The sequence below is a fragment of the Microbulbifer sp. MCCC 1A16149 genome (genome assembly GCF_050368945.1).
In the GTDB taxonomy this organism is placed as follows: Bacteria; Pseudomonadota; Gammaproteobacteria; order Pseudomonadales; family Cellvibrionaceae; genus Microbulbifer.
On record NZ_CP185959.1, the window covers coordinates 566,527 to 586,937 of the forward strand.

Annotated in this window: 28 protein-coding genes; 27 read left to right on the forward strand and 1 reads right to left on the reverse strand. The window is 56.1% G+C overall.

Translation table 11 applies throughout. The annotated features are described in order from the left end of the window. Positions 1-114: 114 nt before the first annotated feature. From rpoC to tuf, 5 genes are all read left to right on the forward strand, one after another. Complete coding sequence (gene rpoC / locus ACONT6_RS02355; RefSeq protein WP_428820270.1) at positions 115-4,344, forward strand: DNA-directed RNA polymerase subunit beta'; 4,230 nt, start codon at positions 115-117, stop codon at positions 4,342-4,344. Between the two features lie 261 nt (positions 4,345-4,605). Further along, positions 4,606-4,980, forward strand: coding sequence for a 30S ribosomal protein S12 (gene rpsL, locus ACONT6_RS02360; protein ID WP_067150990.1), 375 nt, complete (start codon positions 4,606-4,608; stop codon positions 4,978-4,980). Positions 4,981-5,107: 127 nt separating this feature from the next. Continuing rightward, a complete protein-coding gene (gene rpsG, locus ACONT6_RS02365) occupies positions 5,108-5,578 on the forward strand; it encodes a 30S ribosomal protein S7 (RefSeq protein WP_066967219.1) in 471 nt (156 codons plus the stop codon). A gap of 119 nt (positions 5,579-5,697) precedes the next feature. After that, positions 5,698-7,806, forward strand: a complete 2,109-nt coding sequence (gene fusA, locus ACONT6_RS02370) for an elongation factor G (protein ID WP_428820271.1) — start codon at positions 5,698-5,700, stop codon at positions 7,804-7,806. Positions 7,807-7,840: 34 nt separating this feature from the next. Further along, the gene (gene tuf / locus ACONT6_RS02375; RefSeq protein ID WP_181254167.1) at positions 7,841-9,064 is read left to right on the forward strand and encodes an elongation factor Tu; all 1,224 of its coding nucleotides are present in this window, start codon (positions 7,841-7,843) and stop codon (positions 9,062-9,064) included. Between the two features lie 83 nt (positions 9,065-9,147). Here the strand turns inward: tuf and ACONT6_RS02380 are convergent, their stop codons facing one another. Continuing rightward, positions 9,148-9,624, reverse strand: coding sequence for an aminoacyl-tRNA deacylase (locus ACONT6_RS02380; RefSeq protein WP_428820272.1), 477 nt, complete (start codon positions 9,622-9,624; stop codon positions 9,148-9,150). Between the two features lie 204 nt (positions 9,625-9,828). Between ACONT6_RS02380 and rpsJ the strand changes: the two genes are divergently transcribed. From rpsJ to secY, 22 genes are all read left to right on the forward strand, one after another. Beyond that, on the forward strand, positions 9,829-10,140 hold the full coding sequence (gene rpsJ / locus ACONT6_RS02385; protein ID WP_066967210.1) for a 30S ribosomal protein S10: 312 nt from the start codon (positions 9,829-9,831) through the stop codon (positions 10,138-10,140). 110 nt (positions 10,141-10,250) lie between these two features. After that, complete coding sequence (rplC, locus tag ACONT6_RS02390; protein ID WP_078084417.1) at positions 10,251-10,886, forward strand: 50S ribosomal protein L3; 636 nt, start codon at positions 10,251-10,253, stop codon at positions 10,884-10,886. Positions 10,887-10,904: 18 nt separating this feature from the next. Continuing rightward, positions 10,905-11,519 carry a 50S ribosomal protein L4 gene (gene rplD, locus ACONT6_RS02395; RefSeq protein ID WP_181254165.1) on the forward strand — a complete coding sequence of 205 codons (615 nt, stop codon included), beginning with the start codon at positions 10,905-10,907 and terminating at the stop codon, positions 11,517-11,519. After that, the gene (gene rplW, locus ACONT6_RS02400; RefSeq protein WP_078084419.1) at positions 11,516-11,812 is read left to right on the forward strand and encodes a 50S ribosomal protein L23; all 297 of its coding nucleotides are present in this window, start codon (positions 11,516-11,518) and stop codon (positions 11,810-11,812) included. The genes rplD and rplW overlap by 4 nt, the downstream gene beginning before the upstream one ends. A gap of 14 nt (positions 11,813-11,826) precedes the next feature. Beyond that, positions 11,827-12,651, forward strand: coding sequence for a 50S ribosomal protein L2 (gene rplB, locus ACONT6_RS02405; RefSeq protein WP_078084420.1), 825 nt, complete (start codon positions 11,827-11,829; stop codon positions 12,649-12,651). Between the two features lie 39 nt (positions 12,652-12,690). Then, positions 12,691-12,969, forward strand: a complete 279-nt coding sequence (gene rpsS, locus ACONT6_RS02410) for a 30S ribosomal protein S19 (protein ID WP_078084421.1) — start codon at positions 12,691-12,693, stop codon at positions 12,967-12,969. Between the two features lie 15 nt (positions 12,970-12,984). Next, entirely contained in the window at positions 12,985-13,317 is a 333-nt protein-coding gene (gene rplV / locus ACONT6_RS02415) for a 50S ribosomal protein L22 (protein ID WP_043320801.1), read from the forward strand. 19 nt (positions 13,318-13,336) lie between these two features. Continuing rightward, positions 13,337-14,017 carry a 30S ribosomal protein S3 gene (gene rpsC, locus ACONT6_RS02420; RefSeq protein WP_078084423.1) on the forward strand — a complete coding sequence of 227 codons (681 nt, stop codon included), beginning with the start codon at positions 13,337-13,339 and terminating at the stop codon, positions 14,015-14,017. An 11-nt stretch (positions 14,018-14,028) separates the two neighbouring features. Next, on the forward strand, positions 14,029-14,442 hold the full coding sequence (gene rplP / locus ACONT6_RS02425) for a 50S ribosomal protein L16 (protein ID WP_066967193.1): 414 nt from the start codon (positions 14,029-14,031) through the stop codon (positions 14,440-14,442). After that, positions 14,442-14,633, forward strand: a complete 192-nt coding sequence (gene rpmC / locus ACONT6_RS02430; protein WP_043320803.1) for a 50S ribosomal protein L29 — start codon at positions 14,442-14,444, stop codon at positions 14,631-14,633. The genes rplP and rpmC overlap by 1 nt, the downstream gene beginning before the upstream one ends. A gap of 2 nt (positions 14,634-14,635) precedes the next feature. Beyond that, positions 14,636-14,899 carry a 30S ribosomal protein S17 gene (gene rpsQ / locus ACONT6_RS02435; RefSeq protein WP_181254164.1) on the forward strand — a complete coding sequence of 88 codons (264 nt, stop codon included), beginning with the start codon at positions 14,636-14,638 and terminating at the stop codon, positions 14,897-14,899. Between the two features lie 34 nt (positions 14,900-14,933). Next, positions 14,934-15,302 (forward strand): 50S ribosomal protein L14, encoded by a 369-nt coding sequence (rplN, locus tag ACONT6_RS02440; protein WP_078084425.1) that lies wholly within the window; start codon positions 14,934-14,936, stop codon positions 15,300-15,302. A gap of 20 nt (positions 15,303-15,322) precedes the next feature. After that, on the forward strand, positions 15,323-15,640 hold the full coding sequence (gene rplX, locus ACONT6_RS02445) for a 50S ribosomal protein L24 (protein WP_010133836.1): 318 nt from the start codon (positions 15,323-15,325) through the stop codon (positions 15,638-15,640). A gap of 14 nt (positions 15,641-15,654) precedes the next feature. Beyond that, entirely contained in the window at positions 15,655-16,194 is a 540-nt protein-coding gene (gene rplE, locus ACONT6_RS02450; protein ID WP_181254163.1) for a 50S ribosomal protein L5, read from the forward strand. A 9-nt stretch (positions 16,195-16,203) separates the two neighbouring features. Then, complete coding sequence (rpsN, locus tag ACONT6_RS02455; protein WP_161859413.1) at positions 16,204-16,509, forward strand: 30S ribosomal protein S14; 306 nt, start codon at positions 16,204-16,206, stop codon at positions 16,507-16,509. Positions 16,510-16,536: 27 nt separating this feature from the next. Further along, entirely contained in the window at positions 16,537-16,929 is a 393-nt protein-coding gene (gene rpsH / locus ACONT6_RS02460; protein WP_078084429.1) for a 30S ribosomal protein S8, read from the forward strand. A gap of 12 nt (positions 16,930-16,941) precedes the next feature. Further along, the gene (rplF, locus tag ACONT6_RS02465; protein ID WP_181254162.1) at positions 16,942-17,475 is read left to right on the forward strand and encodes a 50S ribosomal protein L6; all 534 of its coding nucleotides are present in this window, start codon (positions 16,942-16,944) and stop codon (positions 17,473-17,475) included. Positions 17,476-17,484: 9 nt separating this feature from the next. Beyond that, on the forward strand, positions 17,485-17,835 hold the full coding sequence (rplR, locus tag ACONT6_RS02470; RefSeq protein WP_078084431.1) for a 50S ribosomal protein L18: 351 nt from the start codon (positions 17,485-17,487) through the stop codon (positions 17,833-17,835). A 10-nt stretch (positions 17,836-17,845) separates the two neighbouring features. Beyond that, positions 17,846-18,355, forward strand: a complete 510-nt coding sequence (gene rpsE / locus ACONT6_RS02475) for a 30S ribosomal protein S5 (RefSeq protein ID WP_078084432.1) — start codon at positions 17,846-17,848, stop codon at positions 18,353-18,355. Between the two features lie 66 nt (positions 18,356-18,421). After that, positions 18,422-18,607 (forward strand): 50S ribosomal protein L30, encoded by a 186-nt coding sequence (gene rpmD, locus ACONT6_RS02480; protein WP_010133829.1) that lies wholly within the window; start codon positions 18,422-18,424, stop codon positions 18,605-18,607. Between the two features lies 1 nt (position 18,608). Further along, positions 18,609-19,043 (forward strand): 50S ribosomal protein L15, encoded by a 435-nt coding sequence (rplO, locus tag ACONT6_RS02485; protein ID WP_078084433.1) that lies wholly within the window; start codon positions 18,609-18,611, stop codon positions 19,041-19,043. 12 nt (positions 19,044-19,055) lie between these two features. Then, positions 19,056-20,402 (forward strand): preprotein translocase subunit SecY, encoded by a 1,347-nt coding sequence (gene secY / locus ACONT6_RS02490; protein ID WP_428820273.1) that lies wholly within the window; start codon positions 19,056-19,058, stop codon positions 20,400-20,402. Positions 20,403-20,411: the final 9 nt, after the last annotated feature.

Genomic DNA, 20,411 nt, shown 5'->3' on the forward strand with positions numbered 1-20,411 from the left:
GACTGGTAACAATCGGATTTAGTAGACAGAGGCCGGCGGTTGTAAAACACCGCCGGCGCTCCCGGCCCCAGAAGCAGTTGGCCGGGTTGACTACCCCCTAGTGGAGGAAAGGCCTTGAAAGATTTGTTAAACCTGGTGAAAGCCCAGGAGCAGCTGGAAGAATTTGACGCGATCCGTATCGGTCTGGCTTCGCCAGAAATGATCCGTTCCTGGTCCTACGGCGAAGTGAAAAAGCCGGAGACCATTAACTACCGTACCTTCAAGCCGGAGCGTGAAGGTCTGTTCTGTGCCAAGATCTTTGGCCCGGTAAAAGACTACGAGTGTCTGTGCGGCAAGTACAAGCGCATGAAGCACCGCGGCATCATCTGTGAAAAGTGCGGTGTAGAAGTGACCAAGGCCAAGGTGCGTCGTGAGCGCATGGGCCACATCGAGCTGGCGAGCCCGGTTGCGCACATCTGGTTCCTGAAGTCCCTGCCGTCCCGTATCGGCCTGCTGCTGGATATGACCCTGCGCGATATCGAGCGCGTGCTGTACTTCGAATCCTACGTGGTTACCGATCCGGGTATGACTACCCTGGAGCGCGGCCAGCTGCTGAACGACGAGCAGTACTTCGAAGCAATGGAAGAGTTCGCCGACGAGTTCGAAGCCAAGATGGGTGCGGAAGCCATCCAGGAGCTGATGAACGACATCGAGCTGCCGTCCGAGATCCAGCGTCTGCGCGAAGAGATCCCGGCGACCAACTCCGAGACCAAGATCAAGAAGCTGTCCAAGCGTCTGAAGCTGCTGGAAGCCTTCTACAAGTCCGGCAACAAGCCGGAGTGGATGATCATGCAGGCTCTGCCGGTTCTGCCGCCGGATCTGCGTCCGCTGGTACCCCTGGACGGTGGCCGCTTCGCGACCTCCGACCTGAATGATCTGTACCGCCGGGTGATCAACCGTAACAACCGTCTGAAGCGCCTGCTTGAGCTGAACGCGCCGGACATCATCGTGCGCAACGAAAAGCGCATGCTGCAGGAATCTGTTGACGCCCTGCTGGACAACGGCCGTCGCGGCCGCGCCATCACCGGTTCCAACAAGCGCCCGCTGAAGTCCCTGGCCGACATGATCAAGGGTAAGCAGGGTCGTTTCCGTCAGAACCTGCTGGGTAAGCGTGTGGACTACTCCGGTCGTTCCGTGATCGTGGTTGGTCCGACCCTGCGCCTGCACCAGTGTGGTCTGCCAAAGAAAATGGCCCTCGAGCTGTTCAAGCCGTTCATTTTCGGCAAGCTGGAAACCCGCGGCCTGGCCACCACCATCAAGGCGGCCAAGAAAATGGTCGAGCGCGAAGAAGCGGTGGTGTGGGATATCCTCGATGAGGTGATCCGCGAGCACCCGGTACTGCTGAACCGTGCACCAACCCTGCACCGTTTGGGTATCCAGGCGTTCGAGCCGGTACTGATTGAAGGTAAAGCGATTCAGCTGCACCCGCTGGTTTGTGCGGCGTACAACGCCGACTTCGACGGTGACCAGATGGCGGTACACGTACCGCTGACCATCGAAGCGCAGCTGGAATCCCGCGCGCTGATGATGTCTACCAACAACATCCTGTCGCCCGCCAACGGTGAGCCGATCATCGTACCGTCCCAGGACGTTGTACTGGGTCTGTACTGGATGACCCGTGAGCGCGTGAACGATAAAGGTGAGGGCATGTCCTTCTCCGATATCAAGGAAGTTAGCCGCGCGTTCTACGCCAAGCAGGTAGGCCTGCAGGCGAAGATCAAGGTACGTATCGACGAGACCTCCATCGGCGAAGACGGTGAGAAGCAGGTTACCCGCACTATTTACGACACCACTGTCGGTCGTGCGCTGCTGTGGAACATCGTGCCGGAAGGCCTGCCGTTCGAATACGTCAACCAGCCGATGAAGAAGAAGGCGATCTCCCGCGTTCTGAACGAGTGCTACCGTAAAGTGGGCCTGAAGGCGACCGTCATCTTTGCTGACCAGCTGATGTATACCGGTTTCGACTTCTCCACCAAGTCCGGTTCCTCCATCGGTGTGAACGACTTCGAGATCCCGGCGGCCAAGGCTGACCTGATCGCTTCCGCGGAAGAGGAAGTGAAAGAGATCGAAACCCAGTTCGCATCCGGTCTGGTTACCGCGGGTGAGAAATACAACAAGGTCATCGACGTTTGGTCCCGCACCAACGACAAGGTGACCCAGGCGATGATGGCCGGTATCAAGAAAGAGCCGGTCATCGATCGCGAAGGTAAAGAGACCGAGCAGGACTCCTTCAACTCCGTATACATGTACGCGGACTCCGGCGCTCGTGGTTCCGAGGCGCAGATTCGTCAGCTGGCAGGTATGCGTGGTCTGATGGCGCGTCCGGATGGCTCCATTATCGAAAACGCCATTACTGCGAACTTCCGTGAAGGTCTGAGCGTACTGCAGTACTTCATCTCGACCCACGGTGCTCGTAAAGGTCTGGCGGATACCGCACTGAAAACTGCGAACTCCGGTTACCTGACCCGTCGTCTGGTAGACGTGGCGCAGGACGTGGTAATTACCGAGATCGACTGTGGCACCGACGACGGCCTGACCATGGCGCCGGTGATCGAAGGCGGTGACGTCATCGAGTCCCTGGGTGACCGTATCCTCGGCCGTGTAGTCGCGCGCGACGTGACCAAGCCGGGCAGCGAAGAGATCGCGGTTCCCGCTGGCACCATGATTGACGAGGCCTGGGTCGAGCGCATCGAAGGTATGGGTATCGACGAGGTAATCGTGCGTTCCGCGATTTCCTGTGAAACCGCCCACGGCATCTGCGCCCAGTGCTATGGCCGTGACCTGGCCCGTGGCCACCGCGCCAACCCGGGTGAGTCCGTGGGTGTTGTGGCTGCCCAGTCCATCGGTGAGCCGGGTACCCAGCTGACCATGCGTACCTTCCACATCGGTGGTGCGGCGAGCCGTGCCTCTGCTGCAGACAGCATTCAGGTGAAACAGCCTGGTACCGTGCGTCTGCACAATGTGAAGACGGTTAAAACCGAAAGCGGCAACCTGGTAGCGGTTTCGCGCTCCGGTGAGCTGGCAGTAGCGGACCCCGCCGGTCGTGAACGCGAGCGTTACAAGCTACCTTACGGTGCTGTGATCAGCGTCGACGAAGGTTCGAGTATTGACGGTGGCCAGATTGTGGCCAAGTGGGACCCGCACACCCACCCGATCATTACCGAAGTTGCCGGTTGGGTGAAACTGTCCGGTATGGAAGACGGCCTGTCTATCCGCAAGCAGACCGACGAGATTACCGGTCTGTCCTCTATCGAGGTCATCGACCCGGCAGAGCGTCCGGCGGCAGGTAAAGACCTGCGTCCGGCGGTAACCCTGGTGGACGAGAACGGTGAGGAGCTGACCCTGGCCAACTCCAACGCACCGGCGCACTACGCACTGCCGCCGCGCGCGATCCTGAGCCTGAAGGACAGCGACAAGGTAAACGTGGGTGATATCGTCGCACGTATTCCGCAGGAATCCGGCGGTACCAAGGACATCACCGGTGGTCTGCCGCGTGTTGCCGACCTGTTTGAAGCGCGTAAGCCGAAAGAGCCGTCCATCCTGGCGGAGATCTCCGGTACCGTTTCCTTCGGTAAAGAGACCAAAGGCAAGGTGCGTCTGCAGATCACTCCGAAAGACGGCAAGCCGCTGGCCAATGGTAAGGATCATTACGAAGTACTGATTCCGAAACACCGCCAGCTGACCGTGTTCGAAGGTGAAACCGTAGAGAAGGGTGAGGTTATCTCCGATGGCCCGTCCAACCCACACGACATCCTGCGCCTCAAGGGCGTGGAGGAGCTGGCGCGCTACATCACCAACGAGATCCAGGAGGTTTACCGCCTCCAGGGTGTAGGCATCAACGACAAGCACATCGAGACCATCGTGCGTCAGATGCTGCGTAAAGTTGAGATCCTCGAGATGGGTGACTCTGAGTTCATCAAGGGCGACCAGGTGGAATACCAGCGCGTTGTTGAAGAGAACGAGCGTCTGCGTGCCGAAGGCAAGCAGCCTGCGCAGTTCGAGCGCCTGCTGCTGGGTATCACCAAAGCGTCTCTGGCGACCGAGTCCTTCCTGTCTGCGGCCTCCTTCCAGGAGACCACCCGTGTACTGACCGAAGCGGCAGTAACCGGCAAGGAAGACAGCCTGCGCGGCCTGAAGGAAAACGTGGTAGTGGGTCGTCTGATCCCGGCCGGTACCGGCCTCGCCTACCACGCAGAGCGCAAGCGCAGACGCACCCAGCAGTTGACCCAGGGCTATGCCGAAGGTCCTTCTGCAGAAGAGGTGGAAGCTGCACTGACCGAAGCCCTGAAATCTTCCGGGGAATAAGGTCGACGGAACGGAGTAGTCTGACCGGCAGTTCTTGCTTGCGGAGCAGGCATTACCGGTCAGTTCCGGCTCGCAATTGCCCGCTGGGGTAAGTATTTACTTCGGTAGGTGATTGACTCGGGGTTGCCGCGCTTATAGAATGCGGCCCCCGCTAATGGGGTGCGATTGCCAATCGGTCCATGGACCGTGCGGAAGTCGCGCACTGACGATAGGCCCCCGCTGCTGTAAAGGTGGGGGCGTTTTATTTTGGAGTGATTTTTAATGGCAACGATCAACCAGTTGGTTCGTAAGCCGAGAAAACGCAAAGTTGAAAAAAGCGACGTGCCTGCACTGCAAGCTAGCCCGCAGCGCCGTGGAGTTTGTACTCGTGTGTATACCACTACACCGAAGAAGCCGAACTCCGCACTGCGTAAAGTTTGTCGTGTGCGCCTGACCAACGGTTACGAAGTAACTTCGTACATCGGCGGTGAAGGCCACAACCTGCAGGAACACAGCGTGGTGCTGATTCGCGGCGGTCGTGTAAAAGACCTGCCGGGTGTGCGCTACCACACTGTACGCGGTGCACTTGACTGTGCCGGCGTGAACGATCGCAAGCAGGGCCGTTCCAAGTACGGTGCCAAGCGTCCTAAGGGTTAATTCCCCTAGGTCAATTTGCGTTTCGGTTTAACGAATAACCGGAGTAAGGCTGAGCTCGCCGATTTGTAGTTACTATTTGTAGTTAGTACGGCGGCATCTCAGAGTAACCCTGAAGAGAGGCAATCCCATGCCAAGAAGACGAGTAGTCGCCAAGCGCGAAGTGCTGCCCGATCCCAAGTTCGGGAACGTGACTCTGGCCAAGTTCATGAACCATGTCATGATCTCTGGTAAGAAGTCTGTGGCAGAGAGCATCGTTTACGGTGCACTGGATCTGGTTTCAGAAAAGCTGAACAAAGATCCTATTGAGGTTTTTGAAGAGTCCCTGGAAAACATCGCCCCGATGGTGGAAGTTAAGTCCCGTCGTGTTGGTGGTGCTACCTACCAGGTGCCGGTAGAAGTGCGTCCCGCACGTCGTACCGCGCTGGCAATGCGCTGGCTGGTAGATTTCTCCCGTAAGCGCGGTGAGAAGTCCATGGCCCAGCGTCTGGCCAATGAAATGATCGATGCTTCCCAGAACAAGGGCGGCGCGGTCAAGAAGCGTGAAGACGTGCATCGTATGGCGGAAGCCAACAAAGCGTTCTCCCACTATCGTTTCTAAGATAGAGGCGCTTCTAAGTCTGATGAATACCCACATCGGAAATTAAAACCGAAAGGCAGCAGGGCCAGTTTTTTAACTCGCGCCCAGCTGCCTTTTGCCGTTATATCGAGGATACAACTGTGGCACGTAAAACGCCTATCGAACGCTATCGCAATATCGGTATCTGCGCCCACGTAGACGCCGGTAAAACCACGACTACCGAGCGCGTACTGTTCTACACCGGTCTGTCCCACAAAATTGGTGAGGTGCACGAGGGTGCCGCAACCATGGACTGGATGGAGCAGGAGCAGGAGCGTGGTATCACCATCACCTCCGCAGCGACCACCTGTTTCTGGGCTGGTATGCAGCAGCAGTTTCCGCAGCACCGCGTAAACATTATCGACACCCCCGGACACGTTGACTTCACCATTGAGGTGGAGCGTTCCCTGCGTGTACTGGACGGCGCTGTTGTTGTGCTGTGTGGTTCTTCCGGTGTGCAGCCGCAGACCGAAACTGTATGGCGTCAGGCCAACAAGTACGAAGTACCGCGTATGGTATTCGTCAACAAGATGGACCGCGCCGGTGCAGACTTCCGCAAGGTTGTTGGTCAGCTGAAGACCCGTCTGAACGCGAACGCTGTTCCGCTGCAGATGACCATTGGCTCTGAAGACGAGTTCAAGGGTGTGGTCGACCTGGTCAAGATGAAGGCCATCCTGTGGAACGAAGACGACATGGGTATGACCTTCGACTACGCCGATATCCCGGCTGACATGCAGGACGAGTGCGAAGAAATGCGCGAGTTCCTGATGGAAGCAGCGGCGGAAGCGACCGAAGAGCTGATGGAAAAATACCTGGAAGAAGGTGAGCTGTCCGAGGAAGAAATCAAGTCAGCTATCCGTCAGCGCACCCTGGCCAATGAAATCGTACCGGTTCTGGGCGGCTCTGCGTTCAAGAACAAGGGCGTACAGGCCATGCTGGACGCGGTTATCGAATACCTGCCTGCGCCGAACCAGGTGCGTGAAATCGAAGGTACTCTGCTGGACGCTAATGAGACCGTTGAGACTCGTCCGGCCGACGACGATGCGCCCTTCGCTGCACTGGCATTCAAAATCGCTACCGACCCCTTCGTTGGTACTCTGACTTTCTTCCGTGTTTACTCCGGTAAGCTGGAAAGCGGCACCGCGGTATACAACTCCGTGAAGCAGAAGAAAGAGCGCGTTGGCCGTATGGTGCAGATGCACTCCAACGACCGTAAAGAAATCAAAGAAGTGCTGGCGGGTGACATCGCTGCGGCTATCGGCCTGAAAGATGTGACCACTGGTGACACTCTGTGTGCCGAAGACGCCAAGATCGTTCTTGAGCGTATGGAGTTCCCGGAGCCGGTAATCTCCGTAGCAGTAGAGCCGAAGTCCAAGCCGGATCAGGAAAAAATGGGTATCGCGCTGGGCAAGCTGGCTCAGGAAGACCCCTCTTTCCGCGTTAAGACCGACGAAGAGACTGGCCAGACCATCATCTCCGGTATGGGTGAGCTGCACCTGGACATCATCGTTGACCGCATGCGTCGTGAGTTCAACGTTGAGGCCAACATCGGTAAGCCGCAGGTGGCCTATCGTGAGACTATCCGTAACACCTCTGAGATCGAAGGCAAGTTCGTTCGTCAGTCCGGTGGTCGCGGTCAGTACGGTCACGTATGGGTGAAGTTCGAGCCGGCTGAAGACGAGTCCCAGGAAGGCCTGGAATTCGAAAACGCCATCGTTGGTGGTGTGGTACCGAAGGAATACATTCCGGCGGTGCAGAAGGGTATCGAAGAGCAAATGCAGAACGGTGTTCTGGCTGGCTACCCGCTGCTGGGCCTGAAGGCTACCCTGTACGACGGCTCTTTCCACGATGTGGACTCCAACGAAATGGCGTTCAAGATCGCAGGCTCCATGGCAACCAAGAAGCTGGCTGACGTTGGCGGCGCGGTTCTGCTTGAGCCTATGATGAAAGTGGAAGTGGTTACCCCGGAAGAGAACATGGGTGACGTTGTGGGTGACCTCAACCGTCGTCGTGGTCTGATCCAAGGTATGGACGACAGTGCCTCCGGTAAGGTTGTTAACGCGGAAGTGCCGCTGGCCGAAATGTTCGGTTACGCCACTGACCTGCGTTCTGCTACCCAGGGCCGTGCGACCTACACCATGGAATTCCTGAAGTACGCTGAAGCGCCGAAAAACGTCGCTGACGAAATCATTGCGAAAAACAAAGGCTAATTTCCTAACTTCTTTTAGCTAGAGGACATTGAAAATGGGAAAAGAAAAGTTTGAACGTTCCAAGCCCCACGTAAACGTGGGCACCATCGGTCACGTTGACCACGGTAAAACCACCCTGACCGCTGCACTGACTCGCGTATGTGCGGAAGTATGGGGCGGCGCAGCCGTTGCCTTCGACGGTATCGACAACGCACCGGAAGAGCGTGAGCGCGGTATCACCATCGCCACCTCTCACGTTGAATACGAGTCCCCGACCCGTCACTACGCGCACGTAGACTGCCCGGGCCACGCCGACTACGTTAAAAACATGATCACCGGTGCTGCTCAGATGGACGGCGCTATCCTGGTATGTGGTGCGACTGACGGCCCTATGCCGCAGACTCGCGAGCACATCCTGCTGTCTCGTCAGGTAGGTGTACCTTACATCGTTGTATTCCTGAACAAGGCTGACCTGCTGGCAGAAGACTGTGGCGGTGTTGGTTCTGAAGAATACGCCGAGATGATGGAACTGGTTGAAATGGAGCTGCGTGAGCTGCTGGACCAGTACGAATTCCCGGGCGACGACACTCCGATCATCGCTGGTTCCGCCCTGATGGCGCTGAACGGTGAAGACGGTGACGAGCTGGGTACTACCGCTGTTAAGAAGCTGGTAGAAACCCTGGACGAGTACATCCCGGAGCCGGAGCGTGCAGTAGACATGCCGTTCCTGATGCCGATCGAAGACGTATTCTCCATCTCTGGCCGTGGTACCGTGGTAACTGGTCGTGTTGAGCGTGGCATCATCAATACCGGCGACGAAATCGAAATCGTTGGTATCAAAGAGACCACCAAAACCACCTGTACCGGTGTTGAAATGTTCCGCAAGCTGCTCGACGAAGGTCGTGCTGGTGAGAACATCGGCGCACTGCTGCGTGGCACCAAGCGTGACGAAGTTGAGCGTGGTCAGGTCCTGGCGAAGCCGGGTTCCATCACCCCGCACACCAAGTTCGAAGGTGAGGTGTACATCCTGTCCAAGGACGAAGGTGGTCGTCACACCCCGTTCTTCAAAGGCTACCGTCCGCAGTTCTACTTCCGTACCACCGACGTAACTGGTGCGGTTGAGCTGCCGGAAGGCACCGAAATGGTAATGCCGGGCGACAACATTCAGATGAAAGTTGAGCTGATTGCCCCGATCGCCATGGAAGAAGGCCTGCGCTTCGCAATCCGCGAAGGTGGCCGTACCGTTGGTGCTGGCGTTGTAGCTAAAATCCTCGACTAATATTTAGTCCTGGTTTTAAGCACGAAAAAGCCGCAGTGGAAACGCTGCGGCTTTTTTTATGGTCGCCCGTACGGCCGGTGACTTTAAATCCAGTCTCGGGTCAGGTTGCAGTGTCTGCTGCCTGACATGAGCTGGTCGAAGTCACGACCATCCATTGCGATCAGTGACTCGTGGTCCCCGGACTCGAGGTAGAGGGTGTCCCGGTCGTCCAGGCCGCTGTCCACCAGGGTGGTAATGCCGTACGCTGGACCCAGCGGGGGCAGGGCGCCGACCTCGCAGTCAGAAAAGTGTTGCTGGAATTCGCTCTCATCCATCATTTCCAGGTGATTGCGGCCGGTTTCCTCGTGTACGGCGCGCATGTCAAGGCTGCTGCTCGCCGGGATGATGGTCATCACCATCCCGCGTTCATCCTTGAGCATGATGGCCTTGGCGACCCGGTCTTCGCGAACATTGGCTTTGTGTGCGCTCTCCCGGTTGGTGGCGCTGTGTTCGTGGGGGATAACCCGATACTGAACTGAGTGGTCAGTCAGGTACTGACTGACGGTGGTGGCAATAGTCATGATTTGCCCCTCCTGTATGGCGCTTTTCGGCTTATACCTCAGTTTAGTTTCGCGCCGGCGCTATTTGGTGTGCCCCTGCAAACTTTGTTTTCACTGTGGAGTTGACAGGCCAAAAAATCACCCGTAGACTTCGCGCTCCTTTTCGCCCGCCCTCGGGGTTGCGTAAAAGGACGTTCTTTAGATTTACAACTGGAGTTTGATTCCATGCAGGGTCAACGCATCCGAATTCGCCTGAAGGCTTTCGACCACAAGCTGATCGATACGTCTACTCAGGAAATCGTCGAGACGGCCAAGCGCACTGGCGCTCAGGTACGCGGTCCCATTCCGCTGCCGACTCGTAAAGAGAAGTACACCGTGCTGATCTCTCCGCACGTCAACAAAGACGCGCGCGACCAGTACGAAATCCGTACTCACAAGCGTTTGCTGGACATTGTTGAGCCCACCGAGAAAACCGTTGACGCGCTGATGAAGCTCGATCTGGCGGCAGGTGTTGAGGTTCAGATTAGTCTCGGCTAACACTTCAAATTAACTACCGAATCCCGAACGAAAAAGGTTCGGGTAGTGTAACGCTCTGAAATTGGGCGGCCGCAGTGGGTTAAAGCCCCGTGCACTGAGAGGTTGAAAAGATGACTATAGGTATTGTCGGCCGCAAGAGCGGCATGACTCGCATCTTCACTGAAGATGGCGCGTCTATCCCGGTAACTGTTATCGAGGTAGCTCCCAATCGCGTCACTCAGGTGAAAACTCAGGAAACTGACGGCTATTCCGCAGTACAGGTAACTGTGGGTGCTCGTAAGGCTTCCCGTGTCTCCAAGCCCCAAGCGGGCCACTTCGCCAAAGCCAACACAGAGGCTGGCTCTGCTCTTTTCGAACTGCGTACTGACGGTTCTGAAGAGTCCTTCGAAATCGGTTCTGAAATCACTGTTGCTAGCTTCGAAGCTGGTCAGAAGATTGACGTAACCGGCACTTCCAAAGGTAAAGGATTTCAGGGCGGTATTAAGCGCTGGAACTTCCGCATGCAAGACGCTACCCACGGTAACTCCCTGTCTCACCGCGCACCCGGTTCTATCGGTCAGTGCCAGACCCCTGGTCGTGTGTGGAAAGGCAAGAAGATGGCCGGTCACATGGGTGCTGAGCGTGTTACCACGCAAAACCTGGAAGTGGTTCGTGTGGATGCCGAGCGCAACCTGCTGCTGGTAAAAGGCGCTGTTCCCGGAGCTCCGGGTGGCAACGTGATCGTTCGTCCGGCTGTGAAAGCCTAAGTCTGAGGGTAATTAGATATGGAACTGAATATCGCTACTCCCGAAGGCGCCAAAGGCACTGTAGCTGTCTCTGAAGTGGCTTTCGGTCGTGAATTCAACCAGGACCTGGTACACCAGGCCGTCGTCGCCTACATGGCTGGCGCGCGCCAGGGCACCAAGGCCCAGAAGAACCGCTCTGCGGTTTCCGGTGGCGGCAAGAAGCCTTGGCGCCAGAAAGGTACTGGCCGCGCTCGCGCCGGTACTATCCGCAGCCCGCTGTGGCGCTCCGGTGGCGTAACTTTCGCCGCTGAACCGCGCGATCACAGCGTCAAGCTGAACAAGAAAATGTACCGCGCTGCACTGCGCTGCATTCTCTCTGAGCTGGCTCGTCAGGAGCGTCTGGTTGTTGTTGAGTCTTTCGACGTGGAAGCGCCGAAAACCAAGCAGCTGGTAACCAAGCTTGCCCAGTACGATCTGGCAGAGGCGCTGATCGTGACCGAAGAGGTTAATGAAAACCTCTACCTGGCCGCGCGCAACCTGCACAAGATCGATGTTCGCGATGTCCAGGGTATCGATCCGGTAAGCCTGATTCGCTTTGACAAGGTCGTGGTTACCGTTTCTGCACTGAAGAAAATTGATGAGGTGCTGGGATGAACCAAGAGCGAATCTACAAAGTACTGCTGGGTCCGGTAATTTCCGAGAAAGCTGCTGTGCTGGCGGATGCCGCCAACCAGGTAGTATTCAAGGTCACCACCGACGCGTCCAAAGCCGAGATCAAGGCCGCGGTAGAGAAGCTGTTCAATGTTTCTGTTGAGCAGGTTCGCACCGTGAACGTAAAAGGCAAAACCAAGCGTACTCGCTACGGCATGGGCCAGCGTAACGACTGGAAAAAAGCCTACGTTCGCCTGGCCGAAGGCAGCGACATCAACTTTGAAGCTGCTGAGTAAAGGGGAAAGTTACAATGGCAATTGTAAAGACAAAACCGACCTCTGCTGGCCGTCGTCACCTGGTAAAGGTTGTTAATTCCGACCTGCACAAGGGTGCACCTTACGCGCCGCTGCTGGAGAAGAAGTCCAAGTCCGGTGGTCGTAACAACAACGGTCGCATCACTACCCGTCATATTGGTGGTGGTCACAAGCATCACTACCGTGTAGTGGATTTCAAGCGTAACAAAGATGGCATTCCGGCCACCGTTGAGCGCCTGGAATACGATCCGAACCGCAGCGCGCATATCGCTCTGGTTTGCTACGCCGACGGTGAGCGCCGTTACATTCTTGCACCGAAGCACTTGAAAGCTGGTGACAAGGTCCAGTCCGGCGACGCTGCGCCGATCAAAGTGGGTAACACTTTGCCGCTGCGCAACATCCCGGTTGGTTCCGTGATTCACGCCATCGAGCTGAAGCCTGGTAAAGGTGCTCAGCTGGCCCGCTCTGCCGGTGCCTCTGTACAGCTGGTTGCCCGTGAAGGTCAGTACGCGACTATCCGTCTGCGTTCTGGCGAAATGCGTCGGGTTCTGTCCGAGTGCCGCGCCACCCTGGGTGAAGTGAGCAACTCCGAGCACAGCCTGCGCAAGCTGGGTAAAGCAGGTGCCAAACGCTGGCGCGGTGTTCGTCCTACCGTTCGCGGTGTGGCGATGAACCCGGTAGACCACCCGCACGGTGGTGGTGAAGGTCGTACCTCTGGTGGTCGTCACCCTGTGACGCCTTGGGGTGTTCCGACCAAGGGTAAGAAAACGCGTAAGAACAAGCGCACCGACAACATGATTGTACGTCGTCGCGGCAAGTAAGCCGCGCGCGATGTCTGAGCTGCTAGAGAGGAATCGACAGTGCCACGCTCATTAAAGAAAGGTCCCTTTATTGATCTGCATTTGATCAAGAAGGTGGAGGCGGCGATTGAGAAAAATGATCGTCGACCGATTAAAACCTGGTCCCGCCGTTCCATGGTTATGCCGGAAATGGTGGGCCTGACGATTGCCGTTCATAACGGTCGTCAACACGTGCCCGTTCTGATCAACGAAGAAATGGTTGGTCACAAGCTGGGCGAATTCGCGGCTACCCGCACTTACCGTGGCCACGCTGCGGATAAGAAAGCGAAGAAGCGCTAAGCCGAGGTTATAGAGATGGAAGTACAAGCAAAATTACGCGGTGCTCGTCTGTCGGCACAAAAGGCGCGTCTGGTAGCTGATCAGATTCGCGGCAAAGGTGTCGAGGAAGCCCTGGATATCCTGGCTTTCAGCCACAAGAAGGGTGCTGCGATCGTCAAGAAGGTTCTGGAATCCGCAATCGCCAACGCCGAGCACAACGAAGGTGCCGATGTCGACGAACTGAAGGTTTCCACTATTTTCGTGGATGAGGGTATGACCATGAAGCGCATTAAACCGCGTGCGAAAGGTCGTGCTGATCGTATTCTGAAGCGTACTTGTCACATTACTGTGAAAGTAGCCGAGAAATAAGAGAGCAGGCGAGAAAACCATGGGACAAAAAGTACATCCTACCGGCATTCGTCTGGGTATCGTTAAAAAGCATACCTCCGTTTGGTATGCCGGCAGTGACGAGTACGCAGACAAGCTGTACACGGATCTGAAAGTTCGCGAATACATTCGCAAAAAACTGGCCCACGCTTCCGTGAGCCGCATCGAGATCGAACGTCCGGCCAACACCGCTCGTGTGACCATTCACACTGCGCGTCCGGGCATCGTGATCGGTAAAAAAGGTGAAGACGTAGAGCGTCTGCGCAACGAGCTGACTTCCCAGATGGGTGTGCCCGTGCACATCGACATCGAAGAAGTTCGTAAGCCTGATCTGGATGCCACTCTGGTAGCCCAGAACGTTGCTCAGCAGTTGGAGCGTCGCGTTATGTTCCGTCGCGCTATGAAGCGTGCCGTACAGAACGCAATGCGCCAGGGCGCTGAAGGTATCAAGATTCAAGTGGGCGGTCGTCTCGGCGGTGCTGAGATCGCGCGTACTGAATGGTACCGTGAAGGCCGCGTGCCGCTGCACACTCTGCGTGCCAACATCGACTACGGCACTTATGAAGCCAGTACTACCTACGGCATCATCGGTGTGAAAGTTTGGATCTTCAAAGGCGAAGTCATCGGTGACGAAATCCCCGAAGAAAAGCCAGCGAAGACTCGCAAAAAAGCTGCTAAATAAGGGGTGCGCAGATGCTACAACCAAAGCGTACAAAATTCCGCAAGGTACAGAAGGGTCGCAACCGCGGTCTTTCTCAGCGCGGCTCTAAAGTGAGCTTTGGCGAGTTCGGCCTCAAGGCCATCGGTCGTGGACGCATTACTGCGCGTCAGATCGAAGCGGCTCGTCGCGCAATGACTCGTCACGTTAAACGTGGCGGTAAGATCTGGATTCGTGTGTTTCCGGACAAGCCCATTTCCAGTAAGCCCCTCGAAGTTCGTATGGGTAAAGGTAAGGGTAACGTAGAATACTGGGTGGCTCAGATTCAGCCGGGTAAAGTCCTCTATGAAATGGAAGGCGTATCCGAAGAACTGGCTCGCGAAGCATTTGAGCTCGCGGCAGCCAAGCTGCCTGTAAAGACAACTTTCGTTAAGCGTTCGGTGATGTAATGAAGACTGCAGATCTACGCTCAAAGTCTGTTGAAGAACTGAACCAGGAACTCCTGAGCCAGCTTGAAGCACAGTTCAAGCTGCGTATGCAGAAGTCCACCGGTCAGCTGACTCAGACCCATCTGCTGAAGCAGACTCGTCGCGACATTGCTCGCATTAAGACTGTGTTGACCGAGAAAGCAGGTAATTAATCATGGCTGAAGCAAAACTGAAGCGTACTCTGACCGGCAAGGTTGTGAGTGACAAGATGGATAAAACCGTCACCGTTTTGATCGAGCGCCGTGTTAAGCACCCGATCTACGGCAAAATCGTGAGCAAGTCCACCAAGCTCAAAGCACACGACGAAAACAATGAATGCGGCATCGGTGATGTTGTGACCATTGAAGAATCTCGTCCGCTGTCCAAGAGCAAATCCTGGTCCTTGCAGAAAATTGTAGAGCGTGCGGCGAAGGTTTAACCCCTAGCGCATTGAAGAGTTTCGGAGAGGAACGATGATTCAAGCGGAATCCTACTTAGAAGTAGCCGATAACAGTGGGGCTCGCCGTGTCATGTGCATCAAGGTGCTGGGCGGCTCCCACCGTCGCTACGCTGGCGTTGGCGACATCATCAAAGTAACCGTTAAGGAAGCAATTCCTCGCGGTAAAGTGAAAAAAGGTCAGGTGATGAACGCGGTTGTGGTTCGCACCAAAAAAGGTGTGCGTCGCCCGGACGGCTCCCTGATCAAATTTGACGATAACGCAGCGGTACTGCTGAACCAGCAACATGCGCCGGTCGGCACCCGTATTTTTGGCCCGGTAACTCGCGAGCTGCGCGGTGAGAAGTTCATGAAGATCATCTCACTGGCTCCCGAAGTTATCTAAGCCACGAGCGGAGAATAGTAATGCGCAAGATCAAGCGTGACGACGAAGTCATCGTTATCGCCGGTCGCGACAAAGGCAAGCGTGGCACCGTACGTAAGGTGCTTAACGACGGTCGCCTGATCGTATCCGGTGTACAGATGATCAAAAAGCACCAGAAACCGAACCCCCAGCTGGGTGTTGCTGGTGGCATTGTTGAGAAAGAAGCCGCTATCCAGGTTTCCAACGTAGCCATCTTCAACCCGAATACCCAGAAAGCTGACCGGGTAGGCTTCAAAGTACTGGAAGACGGCACTAAGATTCGCGTCTTCAAATCCAGCGGCGAAGCCGTTGACGCATAAGTCAGGTGGAAAACATGGCAAGGCTTAAAGAGCTCTATACCAAAGAACTCGCGTCCAAGCTGAAAGAAGAGCTGGGACTTGAGAACGTAATGTCCGTGCCGCGCATCACCAAAATCACCGTCAACATGGGTGTCGGTGAAGCCATTGGTGATAAGAAGGTACTGGAACACGCAGTCAATGACATGACTGCAATCACTGGTCAAAAACCCATTGTGACCAACGCGCGTAAGTCTATCGCGGGCTTCAAAATCCGTGATGGCTGGCCGATTGGCTGTAAGGTAACTCTGCGCGGTGAGCGCATGTATGAGTTCCTGGAGCGCCTGATCGGTATCGCGATTCCGCGTATCCGCGACTTCCGTGGCATTAGCCCGAAGCAGTTCGACGGTCGTGGTAACTTCTCAATGGGTGTAACCGAACAAATTATCTTCCCGGAAATTGACTACGACAAAGTAGACAAGATCCGCGGTCTGGATATTTGTATCACTACTACAGCAGCTAACGACGACCAAGGTCGTGCACTGCTGAAAGCATTCAACTTCCCGTTTAAGGGTTAAGAGGATTCCATGGCGAAGAAATCCATGATTGCGCGTGAGAACAAGCGCGCTCGAACCGCAGCTAAGTACGCTGAAAAGCGTCAAGAGCTGAAGGCGATCATCGCCAGTGCCGACGCTTCTGAAGAGGAGCGTTGGGAGGCTCAGCTCAAGCTGCAACAACTGCCGCGCGATGCAAGCCCGGTACGTCAGCAGCGCCGCTGCCGTATCACTGGTCGCCCCCACGCTGTCTACCGCAAGTTCGGCCTGTGCCGTAACAAACTGCGTGAAGCAGCCATGCGTGGTGATGTCCCCGGCCTGGTTAAGTCCAGCTGGTAATACGGCAGACTTGAGGAGTCTTAAGTAATGAGTATGCAAGATCCGTTGGCAGATATGCTGACCCGCATCCGCAACGCCCTGGGCCGCGGAAAGGGCAGTGTTTCCATGCCTTCATCAAAACTGAAAGTAGCTGTAGCCAACGTTCTGAAAGACGAAGGTTACGTTACTGGTGTAGCCGTCAGCGAAGGCGCCAAGCCTGAACTGACCATCGAACTGAAATACTTTCAGGGCAAGCCGGTTATCGCTGAGCTGGATCGGGTTTCCCGTCCGGGCCTGCGTAACTACGCCGGTAAAAAAGCGCTGCCTTCCGTACGCGGTGGCCTGGGTATCGCGATCGTTTCCACCTCTCAAGGTGTGATGACTGATCGTGCAGCCCGTCAGGCTGGCGTCGGTGGCGAAGTGCTCTGCACCGTATTCTAAGCGGGGGTTGAAATGTCTCGAGTAGCAAATGATCCAGTTCAGATCCCCGCTGGCGTTTCCGTTGACCTGAAAGGTCAGGATATCGCTGTAAAAGGTGGTAACGGCAATCTGAACTTCAACGTCCACTCTGATGTGGAAGTTAAGCAAGAAGAAAACCAGCTGAAATTCGCCGCGCGCAATGGCTCCAAGCAGGCGCGTGCACTGGCGGGTACCACCCGTGCGCTGGTTAACAATATGGTGGTCGGTGTCAGTCAGGGCTTCGAAAAGAAGCTGCAGCTGAACGGTGTTGGTTACCGTGCGAAAGCATCTGGTAAGACCGTTAACCTGACTCTCGGTTTCTCTCACCCGATCGATTACGCACTTCCGGAAGGCGTAACCGCAGAGACTCCGAGCCAGACTGAAATCGTACTGAAGAGCAGCGACAAGCAGCTGTTGGGTCAAGTGGCCGCAGAGATCCGCGCATTCCGTCCGCCGGAGCCCTACAAAGGTAAGGGTGTCCGCTACGCCGATGAGCGCGTGTATCGCAAAGAGGCCAAGAAGAAGTAAGGCATAGATATGAACGTTAAAAAGCAATCTCGCTTGCGTCGTGCACGTCGTGCCCGCGCCAAGTTCCGTGAGCTGGGCGCCGTTCGCCTGACAGTGAACCGCACTCCGCGCCACATATACGCACAGATCCTGTCTGCCGAAGGCGACAAGGTATTGGCCTCTGCCTCTACTCTGGACAAGGACCTGCGTGAAAGCAAAACCGGCAACGTCGACGCTGCTAAAGCCGTCGGTACCCTGATCGCTGAGCGTGCCAAGGCCGCCGGCGTTGAAGCGGTAGCCTTCGATCGCAGCGGTTTCAAATACCACGGCCGTGTTAAGGCCCTGGCAGACGCTGCCCGCGAAGCCGGTCTGAAATTCTAAGGGTTGAGTTATGGCTAGAGATAAAGTCGAGAAGAGCAACGACGAAGGCCTCCAGGAAAAGCTGGTCCAGGTCAATCGCGTTGCCAAAACCGTAAAAGGTGGTCGTATCTTCGCGTTCACCGCTCTGACCGTAGTTGGCGATGGCAATGGCCGCGTTGGCTTTGGTCGTGGCAAGGCTCGCGAAGTGCCAGTTGCCATCCAAAAGGCAATGGAAGCTGCGCGTCGCAACATGATCCAGGTAGACCTGAACGGTGACACCATTCAGTACGCTACCAACGGTCGCCACGGCGGTTCCAAGGTATACATGCAGCCCGCTTCCCAGGGTACCGGTGTAATTGCCGGCGGTGCCATGCGCTCCGTACTGGAAATGGCTGGTGTCCACAACGTACTGGCCAAGTGCTACGGCTCTACCAACCCGGTAAACGTCGTTCGCGCCACTTTCAGTGCTCTGGGCAAAATGAGCAGCCCGGAAGACGTCGCCGCCAAGCGTGGCAAGTCTGTGGAAGAAATCCTGAACTGATTCGGTTTGGGTCGCAGCAGCACTATCGCTGCGGCCCACTCTGAACTTGCTTTGAGTGAATGAGTCATGGCTAAGAAGACCATCAAAGTCACCCAGGTCAAGAGCATCAACGGTCGCCTGAAAAATCATCAGGCATGTGTTGCTGGTCTGGGTCTGCGCCGCATCGGTCACACTGTGGAAGTGGAAGACACTCCCTCTGTGCGCGGCATGATCAACAAAGTGAACTACCTCGTAAAAGTTGAGGAGGCGTAACATGCGTTTAAACGATTTGTCTCCCGCTGAGGGTCACAAGCACAGCGCCAAGCGCGTTGGTCGCGGCATCGGTAGCGGTCTGGGTAAAACCGGTGGCCGTGGTCACAAGGGTCAAAAGGCCCGTTCCGGTGGTAGCGTTCGTCCGGGCTTCGAAGGCGGTCAGATGCCGCTGCAGAAGCGCCTGCCGAAGTACGGTTTCACCTCTCGCGTTGGCCGCTTTGTAGCGGAAGTGCGTCTGGCGGAGCTGGCGAAGGTAGAAGGTGACACGATTGATTTGGCAGCGCTGAAAAATGCCGATATTATCGGCAGCCACATTAAGCGCGCCAAAGTGTTCCTTTCCGGTGAGCTGACCAAAGCGGTAACCGTGAAAGGTCTCGGCGTCACCAAAGGTGCTAAAGCGGCCATCGAAGCTGCTGGCGGAAAAGTAGAAGACTAAATCGAGGCCCCAATGGCACGACCAGGATCTGGTGTTAACTCCCTGGGTAACGGCAAGGGATTAGGCGAGCTTTGGGCTCGCCTTCGTTTTCTGTTTCTCGCGATTCTCGTATATCGAATAGGGACCCATATTCCGGTGCCCGGTATTGATCCGGAAAAGCTGGCAAACCTGTTTAATCAGAACCAGGGAACAATCCTTGGCCTGTTCAACATGTTTTCCGGTGGCGCACTGGAACGGATGAGTATTCTGGCCCTCGGGATCATGCCTTACATCTCCGCGTCCATCATTATGCAGTTGATGACCGCGGTGACGCCTTCTCTGGAGGCGTTAAAGAAGGAAGGTGATGCAGGGCGTCGCAAGATCAACCAGTACACCCGTTATCTGACGGTGTTGCTGGCCCTGATCCAGGGCATCGGTATGACCTTTGGTCTCGCCGGTCAGAACCTCGCATATTCCGCTGAACCGGCATTCGGTTTCTACTTTGTGGCCGTAGTGTCACTGGTAACCGGTGCAGTGTTCATGATGTGGCTGGGGGAGCAGATCACCGAGCGCGGTGTTGGCAATGGTATTTCCATGCTGATCTTCGCCGGTATCGTTGCCGGGCTGCCCAGTGCTATTGGCCAGGCTTTCGAGCAGGCGCGTCAGGGTGAATTGCATATCCTGATGTTGCTGGCTATCGGCTTCGTGGCGATTGCTGTTGTCTACTTCGTTGTGGTTATGGAGCGCGGCCAACGCCGTATCACCATTAACCACGCGCGGCGCCAGGCGGGTCGTTACTCGCAGGCGCCGGCGGCACAGTCCAGCCACCTGCCGTTGAAGGTCAACATGGCCGGTGTGATCCCGGTGATCTTTGCCAGCAGTATCCTGCTGTTCCCTGCGACTCTTGCGCAGTGGTTCGGTCAGGGTGGCGAAGGTGTCGGTGCGCAGATCCTGCAGTGGATGGCGCTCCAGCTGGGCCCCGGTCAGCCGCTGAACATTATTCTGTTCGCACTGTTGATTGGCTTCTTCTGTTTCTTCTACACGGCGTTGATGTTCAACCCGAACGAAGTGGCAGACAACCTGAAAAAATCCGGTGCATATGTGCCCGGTATCCGCCCCGGGGAGCAGACCGCGCGTTATATCGACAGCGTTCTGACTCGTTTGACCCTGGTCGGTGCCTGTTACATCGCTCTGGTATCCCTGCTGCCGCAGTTCCTGGTGGTCGGGCTGAACATTCCCTTCTATCTGGGAGGTACTTCGCTGCTGATCGTCGTGGTCGTAGTGATGGACTTCATGGCACAGGTGCAGTCGCATTTGCTGTCCCACCAGTACGAGGGGATGATGAAAAAGGCAAATCTGCAAAGCTACGGCCGCCGTTGATCGGCATCC